At 37.4% G+C, this 9,175-nt stretch carries 6 protein-coding genes; 1 reads left to right on the forward strand and 5 read right to left on the reverse strand.

Features of this window, described 5'->3' with window-relative positions; all coding sequences use genetic code 11:
• Positions 1-292: 292 nt before the first annotated feature.
• From GH715_RS20470 to GH715_RS20490, 5 genes are all read right to left on the reverse strand, one after another.
• On the reverse strand, positions 293-655 hold the full coding sequence (locus GH715_RS20470; RefSeq protein ID WP_163578809.1) for a Na-translocating system protein MpsC family protein: 363 nt from the start codon (positions 653-655) through the stop codon (positions 293-295).
• Between the two features lie 112 nt (positions 656-767).
• On the reverse strand, positions 768-3,395 hold the full coding sequence (locus tag GH715_RS20475) for a DUF2309 domain-containing protein (protein ID WP_153837127.1): 2,628 nt from the start codon (positions 3,393-3,395) through the stop codon (positions 768-770).
• Entirely contained in the window at positions 3,395-4,930 is a 1,536-nt protein-coding gene (locus GH715_RS20480) for an NADH dehydrogenase subunit 5 (protein ID WP_163578810.1), read from the reverse strand. Before GH715_RS20480 ends, GH715_RS20475 begins: the two co-directional genes overlap by 1 nt.
• A gap of 722 nt (positions 4,931-5,652) precedes the next feature.
• Positions 5,653-6,483 (reverse strand): aldo/keto reductase, encoded by an 831-nt coding sequence (locus GH715_RS20485; protein WP_153837125.1) that lies wholly within the window; start codon positions 6,481-6,483, stop codon positions 5,653-5,655.
• 65 nt (positions 6,484-6,548) lie between these two features.
• Positions 6,549-7,634, reverse strand: coding sequence for an undecaprenyldiphospho-muramoylpentapeptide beta-N-acetylglucosaminyltransferase (locus tag GH715_RS20490; RefSeq protein ID WP_153837124.1), 1,086 nt, complete (start codon positions 7,632-7,634; stop codon positions 6,549-6,551).
• A 73-nt stretch (positions 7,635-7,707) separates the two neighbouring features.
• On the opposite strand from GH715_RS20490, the gene GH715_RS20495 reads away from it, so the two are divergent.
• A complete protein-coding gene (locus tag GH715_RS20495) occupies positions 7,708-9,060 on the forward strand; it encodes an MATE family efflux transporter (protein WP_153837123.1) in 1,353 nt (450 codons plus the stop codon).
• The last annotated feature ends 115 nt before the right edge of the window (positions 9,061-9,175 follow it).

The raw sequence follows: 9,175 nt of genomic DNA on the forward strand, positions 1-9,175 counted from the left end.
AACTTTTGACCAATGCTCTGTCATCCAACGCCATAATCGTTTGTTAAAGTAACTATTTAATTGCAGCATATGGATCGATTGTTTTACTCGAAAGAATGCATATACCATCCACAATACACTGACAATTGAAAATATAATCTGCATCATCTTACTGCTCCTTTATCTTCTTCAAAGACGGTATCTACAATCACCACAACTTGATGATTTTGTTCTCCTAACACGCTAATATAGTAGTATACTGGATTCTACTCTTAGTTCGTTCAATTCAATCAAAATATTTTTTCTCTTTACATTAAATATTTTTCTCAAAATCATTGAATAATTTAAATACCATCACTCGTTCACCAGTGCGAGAGCTTATATCAGAATGGAAACTTTTTACTTCCTCTCCAGTTATAGTGAGTATAATATTTTTAAGATCTTCTATACCTGATTCAACTAATTCTGAACGAGTTTTCTTTATCGTTAACATTCCTTCTTTGGTTTCACAAACGTTATATTCTGCTCGTGTTAAAATTCCTTGTAGATTTACAATCACCATATCCCGTAATATATCTGTCTTGACAGATACAGATCCACGCCCAAGATAGTCCTTTTCCCATTGCGTAATTGCCTTACTTATCTCAGATTCATAAGAGCCTTTAGATACTTTCACAAACTCATCTCCTAACGATCAATAAATTATCTATTTTATTTATATTTCTAATTTTTATGTCCATAACAAATAATACTTTTGTTCATTAAGCAAAGCAAATCATTTATAGTAATCACCAATTTTTCCAATGTCCTTCTGGATCAATACTTGAAAGGCGCACCCATCCATTTTCAACTTTTTCGCGGAATACTGAATCATTATTCAATAATCGTTCTACATATTCGCTAGGCGCTTGGATGACAATCAGCAAACGAACAGGAGAATGATATACTTCGGAATCTGATTGCATAACGGATTGCCAAGGTAGTCCAGTTAACAAGTCACTTGCATTACCTTGCATAACGCCTAGACCTGCTGTAACAGTTTGCGTTGCTTTATTTCCACTTCCATAATAATGTGGCGCTACCGTTGAAGCGTAATATTGAAGATTAATCCACTGGGACACTGTTCCTGGTCCTGCAATAATGTTTGCTAGGAGATCACCACTTTCATCTTGTTTCCAATCATAGTTATGCAGAAAGGCTCTACCTTCCAAGTCACAATCCAAGGTTAATTCTCGTTGACCAATTATAAATGAAGCATTACGAGCTAACCCCCATTCAGGACGTATCTCACTCCAATCGTCTGCAAATCGTTGTGCCTCAGCCTTTGGATTTTTTAGTTTAGATTGGAAACCTGGTAATTGAGCTAAACGTTCTGCGTTGGCATTACGACTCACCGTCGGCATAATAGCTTCAATACGATCAAATGCTTCTTGTGCAGCTTCAGAGAGGGTGGGAACATAAATCCAGTGTAATTCATCTATCGTCGTTTTATGCTCTGCAGCTACAAAAATAGTGTCCTCAGGAATTTCAATTCCTTTAGCAGAAAGCCCTCTCCTTACCTCTGGAAGATTACATAAATTGGCTAAAGCTCTTGCATTGAATCCACCTGCCGCACCACCGCAGGCACCGCACTCAAGAGAAGAGGCATAAGGATTGTTTATACTTTGACTACTATGCCCACATATTACGACTAAAGGTGCGAACTTCTTCTCTGTTAGACCCATTAATTTTAGAGCCTGGTGAGCATAACTCAATTTCTCTTCTTCAGAGAAACCAACAGGTAGATTCGCCTCTTTATTATCTTCATGATCAAGCGAGAGTTTTGTATTAGGTTTACGTATCCAAGACTCACGTAAATTACGTATAAATCGATTTGCTTTTCTTGGCACAAAGCTACGTGCTACCATTTGTAGACTAAGCCAAGGTCCACTTAATTCTGGTAAAAGTAAACTCGCTAGCACATTCTGTTTCATCGTTTTAAACGTATTGCTTAAGGAATTAACTGCTTGCTTACGTTGTTGGTATTTATCGAGTTCCTCTTCATCTACGTACTCTCTTATCTTATGCTGTGGGTTCAGTATAATTGGCAAGGATGCATGACTATGTTTACTACCTAATTCACTAGTTGCAATCGGTAACCCGAAGAAACCAGCAATTCCAATCGTTTCAAACGGACCTTCTTTTTCTAGTTGACGACGAAAAGGTTCTGAACGCACATCTATACAGAATGCTAATTGAGCTAATGTTGAATGCTTTCGTTTAGTCTCACGCTGTTTAAAGATTAATTTCTGACTTAATTGATCTGTGTGTGTTTGCTCCCAACCTTCTAACCATATTTTTCGACGAAGCTTGTCATCAAAGCTGTAAGCAAATGATAAATATTCATGCTGTTCAGTGGCTGACATCTGTAACCAATCCTCTAGAGTAAGACCACCCCAATGAATCCAAGATGCTAACAAAGTAGTAAGCGAAACTTCACTCTCCGTTCGTTGATTACTCAAAGGTAAATAGGGCTTTATAAGCGCCCACTCCAGGGAAATTCGAACTGCTAGATAGTCTGTTAAGAGATCTTGTTCATGGCTTGTTTGTTGAGAGCGCCAAAGCATCATTCCTGCCCACCCAGGTAACGAAAGTAAATGACCTTCAAGATAATTCTGTATCTCTGACGTAGGGATTTCCATGAAAGACAATGCTTCTTTTAATGCCAAGGGTGCCTCATGTGGCCAATCTTTTAGGTTTTGACGCTGATGTTTACTAAGTGCCGGATCGTGTTGAATGAGACGTCGCCACGCACGATAGAAACCTTCCTCACGGTGTGGCATTGTCCAACCCGCTTGAAATTCATCAAGATACACTTTGCACCATTTGATAACATGATTATCAAGAATTTTAATTAACTTCTCACCATCTTGTTTTTTTACAAACGAACTCATTGGTTGTATAGAGGAATTCTTGATGCTATCCAAATTCAGGCCACTAAATTCCTCTACCGATTTCTCCAACTTATGTGATGATAAGAGGCTTGAAGGTAATCGATCCAATTTGAGTGCAGCCTGACAAAATCGCTCTGCCACATCCCTTGGGATATTAAAGGGATGGGTATCAAGCCAACGCTGTAGACCCATTTTTACAAATGCTTCATCAATCTCACCTTTACTTTTTGCCGAACGAATCATGGAAGCACTAGGGTAGATATCAACATCACGAGTATCTTTTAACCAATCTGCAACCTCATCAAAAGATTGCTTTTCTAGTCCCATCCATGGATTACGTGCTGCAAACGTAGAAATAGGCCATAGTGGCGCAATCACCCGACTAGCTGATTCAATTATTGTATTGATGTCTATTTCTTGAAAATTCTTATTTGTATCTTTATTATTTTCATTTTCTTTTGTTAAAACGGATGATACGTCCATCACTTATTACCTCCTTGAGATAAAAATAGCTGTTTAAGGTAGTTTGGATGACTTTCTACTGATTTAGTTTTTGCTTCACCTAGTCGTATTAACCAAAGATAGAGTACTGAGTAGGAAACAGAAGAACGATTACGGGACGCCCATGAACCTATAGTACTACCAATTAATAAGAGGCCTACGACAATGATGACAACAAACATTGGAGGTTGAACACCTTGAAAAACAGTTGTATGCAACCACTCATAAAAGAGATTATGAATGATAAAATAAATGATGGCAGAACCTCCTAAAAATATTAGGCCAGCAATACGACCGATTCTCCCCTGTCCAAAAGCCACGAGTTGTGTCCAAGAAACGGACAATGACCACCCTAGGATTAGCGCACTAATCAATTGATACCCGTCTCCTGGAGCCGTAAGCCAAAATGCAACCCCTACTAATAAGGCTAATGTTCGGCCAGCCAAGACCCATAAATAAGCTGACCGTTCATTAATACGAGACGATACCTCATAACGTCGTACTGCAGAACCTGCCAGTAAAAACAGTGTTGCTTTGAACAAACCATGTAAAACAAGGTGAATAATCGCTGCTATATACGCACCTAATGCACACTGAACGAGCATAAACCCCATTTGACCAATCGTCGATCCTACCAACTGACGTTTATAGTCAACCTGAACTAAACTAATTCCAGATCCAATCAAAACAGAGATACTTGCAAGAATAAGTAATACCATTGAAGCTATATCACCGTTAAATAGTGGTGATAATCGAGTTAGCATAATCCCACCTGCATTTACTAAACCAGCGTGCATGATTGCAGAAACAGGAGTCGGAGCAACAACAGACTCAATTAACCACCTATGGAAAGGCCATTGGGCTGCAGGAATGATTACTGCTAATACAATCAATAAATTTATCCCTGTTCTCTCCCATTGTCCTAGTTGTGCCAAATGTTCATTTGTTAGAGCTAATGATAACTGCCATTGGCCTGTTACTACAAAAAGCCAAATCATTGCAATCAATAATGCAAACCAACTTAATGTAAATAAGCGAGCAGAAACCTTGGCCGCTTCATCAGCTACTTTCCAACCGCGGTTTAACCTTATAAGGAAGGTTAAACCAATGAGAGTGGCTCCCCACGATATAACCATTAAGCGAAGATCACCACTTAACCATGTAATGGAAGCAACACCTGTCGTAAATGTAAAAAGCATAAAATACTTACGATAAGAGCGGTCTCCCATTAAGTAACGTACTGAAAAACGCTGGATGATTAAACCAATTGCAAGGACAAAGAAAACCATTAACCATGCTAAGGAATCCACGTACCATGGACCAACATTTCCATTCACACTAGTATTTATAAGAGCAAATAAAGCAACTAAAGGAGGCAAAGACACGATACCAATATGAATACGAATAAAACTCAATGGTACTCGTGGGTGTAAAAACAAGAGTCCGCTAAGCCCAGAAGCAATAAGCATAATGAAAAATAAGGTTAAAGATGATGACAAACTCAATGAATCTAACACAAAACATTCTCCCCTCAAAAACAATATTAACGTATAAAGAATTTTAAAATAAAAAAGGTCATTTCATATATTTTTCTAAATAGTCCTATATTTTATCTTGCTCCAATATGAAATTTTGAATAAATTTGAATTTATTTAAGAACAAAAGTGGAAAGTCCCCGCATAAAACAAGAGCAACTTCAGAATACCCCGAGATAAAGAAATATCGGTCAGCTTGCTGATGATGTCTTACGTAATAGAAGTCATCTAGTTTTTTTGGCACTCGGGGCTGAACATTACGATGTTTATTCCGATAAGGTATCCATCGCACAACATTATTATTTCCTAGGCAATTAAAAAACCGACAATTTCAAAACTACAATGATAATTTACAATCATTGAATCTTGAAAATTGTCGGTTTCACTTCAACTAACTTCACCGAAGTTTTTTGAAGAACTACCTTATTAAGGTGGAAATTAGTTATATTCCCACTTCTAATCAGAAAAAATCTGTCTATTCTAATACCCAAGCTATTACATATACCGATTTACTTTACCTTTTCATTCTTATAGTTTAAAAGCTTTTTCATTCAATCAATAGGGAAATATTAATAGAATGCTAAAGCCCAAATTAATTAAGAAGTTAAAAATAAGCATCTGTCGAATATTAAGTTAAGTATAAATATATACTAAATTATAAAATGTGTCAACAACAAGGCCTTCATCCTAGAAGTGTTTTCATGCTAAATTCCGTAATCAAACTCATCAGGATGAGCGCCAATTCGGTTATTGGCATCCATTGTTTTTATTTTATCAATGTCTTCATTAGATAATTCAAAATCAAAAATATCGACATTTTCTTGTTGGCGTTCCTTATGAACAGACTTCGGGATCGTAATGATGCCACTTTGGTATTGCCAGCGCACAATAATTTGGGAAGGCTTTTTATTATGCTTTGCTGCTAATTCCTGTAACACAGGATGATCAAAATAACGAGCCTTACCTAATGGCGCCCACGCTTCTACTTTTATATCGTGTTTTGCACAAAAATCTCTAACTGCTTGCTGTTGTAGCTGAGGATGTAACTCAACTTGATTCACTACCGGCGTAACGTTTGCTTCTTTTAATAACTCCTCTAAGTGATGTGGCTCAAAGTTACTTACCCCAATTGCTTTTGCCTTACCATCATGATAAATTTCTTCCAGTGCTTTGTATGTCTCCGTAAATTTACCTGGTACTGGCCAATGTACTAAGTATAAATCAACATAATCCATTTGTAGACGTTCTAAACTACGCTTAAATGCTGCTTTTGTTTCTTCATATCCTTGCTCGTCATTCCAAACTTTGGTCGTCACAAAAATTTCTTCACGAGGAATACCACTATCTTTAATGGCTTGACCTACACCCTCTTCATTGGCATAGAGTGAAGCTGTGTCAATATGACGGTATCCTAATTCTAACGCTGATTTTACCGCATGATAGACCTCATTACCTGGCTCCGCTTTGTAGACACCAAGTCCAACTGCAGGTATTTCTGTTCCATTGTTCAGTTTTAATGTAGTAGTTAAGCTCATTTGTAGAAACGCCTCCTTTTTTAATCAACCATTCACTCACTATTTTAATATGCTATTGGCATTTCCTAAAGTAAACTGCTTAAATTAGCCTGATTTTTAATAATATCGATAACCTTTTCTTTCGCTTCACTGGAGCGATATTGATTCATTTTGTCTTTTATTTCAAATTTATCTTTTTTTAATTCCAAAAGCGAAGTAACCAATGAATCCGTTGATAACTCTTCTTCCTCTAACACTTTGGCATAGCCTTGTTTTTCAAAAGATTGAGCATTCACAATCTGGTCTCCACGACTTGCTTGACGCGATAACGGAATCAACAGCATTGGTTTATTTAATGCCAAAAATTCAAAAATCGCATTAGCACCTGCACGCGAACAAACCATATCGGTAATCGCAAGCAAATCCTTCAATTCATCTTGGACATATTCATATTGCACATACCCTTCTTGTTCATACGTCTCATCGATATTATCCTTCCCACAAATATGGACAACTTGAAATTGCTTTAACAATTCTTCTAAACCTTCACGTACAGCCTGATTAATCTTTTTCGAACCAGCACTACCACCCATAATTAATAAAACATTTTTCTTATTAGAAAAGCCTGTCATGTCAAAACCTTTTTCCCTGCTGCCAGTAAAGAGTTCTTCTCGAACAACGGCACCAATCCACTCTGCTTTTTGCTCAGGTAAATATTGTACGGTCTCTGGAAAAGTTGCTAACACTTTTTTAGCGAAGGGAATCGCTAATTTATTTGCAAGCCCTGGTGTATAATCTGATTCATGAATAACAGCAGGTACACCTCTCATGCGTGCTGCTACTAATACAGGAACAGATACAAACCCACCTTTAGAGAAAATGACAGCAGGTTTCTTTTTGCCAATTATCCGATGTGCTTGCCATGTCCCTTTTAGTACTTTAAATGGGTCTTTAAAATTTTCCTTAGAAAAATAACGACGTAGTTTTCCAGTGGAGATCGGATGATATGTCACCCCTTCTAATGGTTCAATTAAATCCTTCTCGATACCATTTTTCGAACCGATATAATCTATTGTCCAACCATCTTTTAAAAATTCCGGGATAATCGCTAGGTTTACCATGACATGCCCTGCAGTACCACCACCGGTAAAAATAATTTGTTTAGTGGTCATAAATAAAAACCGTCCTCTCTATTAACAAAATATGTTATAATCCTTCTACGACTGTAAAAAAGGAAGAATGAATATGTATCAAACTAAAACACTCAAAGAAAAAATAAGACTCTTTATGATTATACTGATACCGATTCTAATCACGCAAGTAAGTATGTATGCAATGAACTTTTTTGACACGATTATGTCTGGTAGAGCCGGTGCTGCAGATCTTGCTGGCGTAGCGATTGGCTCTAGTTTATGGGTACCGGTACAAATGGCGATTGTCGGTATTTTAATGGCGATGTCTCCGATTGTTGCTCAGTTAACAGGTGCTAATGAAGAAGGGAAAATTCCTTTCACTGTCCAGCAAGGGATTTATTTATCGATTGGATTAGGTGTTGTGGTTACGTTGATCGGTGCTTTTTTGATCGATCCTATTCTATCATTGATGGATTTGGAGGATCGAGTACAACATGTTGCGAAGTACTATATCATTTCGATTGGATTAGGGATGATCCCGCTTTTTGTTTATAACTTATTGCGTTCTTATATTGATGGACTAGGTCATACTAGAATTTCGATGGCAATCATTTTAATTTCCTTACCTTTAAATATTTTATTTAATTATATTTTCATCTTCGGAAAATTAGGTTTGCCTGCATTTGGAGGAATTGGTGCTGGGATTGCATCGGCATTAACTTTTTGTGTCAATTTAATTTTATCCATATTGATCGTCCATTATGTCCGACCATTCCGCGGTCACAAGATTTTTCATCGATTGATCAAGCCATCTATCAAAGAGTGGATCAGTCAATTACGACTTGGAATTCCAATCGGCTTTTCAATTTTCTTTGAGGTTAGTATTTTCTCTGCGGTAACTTTCATGTTAAGTGTGTATAGTACCAATACGATTGCTGCACATCAAGCAGCGATTAATTTCGCTTCGTTTCTATACATGATTCCATTAAGTATTGCGATGTCCTTAACGATTGCTGTTGGTTTTGAAATTGGTGCTAAACGTGTTCAAGATGCGAGGACCTATTCTTATATGGGAATTCTTTCTGGTCTAGTGATCGCTTTTTTAGCTGGCGGCATTATTTATTTAATGGACGATCAAGTTGCTCGTTTATATAGTGATCATCCTGAAGTTATTGAACTAACTAAGCATTTCTTGTATTATGCGATTTTCTTCCAATTTGCTGATGCCGTTGGTGCACCGGTGCAAGGAATTTTACGTGGATACAAAGATGTTAACATAACCTTCTGGATGTCTCTCATATCATATTGGTTAATTGGGTTACCTAGCGGATGGCTATTCGCTAATTATACGAACCTAGACGCCTATGGCTATTGGCTAGGATTAATCGTTGGGCTATCAGCAGGTGCGATTACCTTATTCGGACGGATGTATTACCTGCAAAATAAGCTAGCAAAACAGGTGTAATTTTATCTGGACACTTTTTGTATTTTTCTGGACACTTTCTAGCAAAATCTGGACACTCACCAGAAAAGCCCACCCCGTCCTGTCCAAAGTAGTTATTTTGACATGAATAATAGGC

The sequence above is a fragment of the Gracilibacillus thailandensis genome, from assembly GCF_010994055.1.
Classification (GTDB): Bacteria; Bacillota; Bacilli; order Bacillales; family Amphibacillaceae; genus Gracilibacillus; species Gracilibacillus lacisalsi.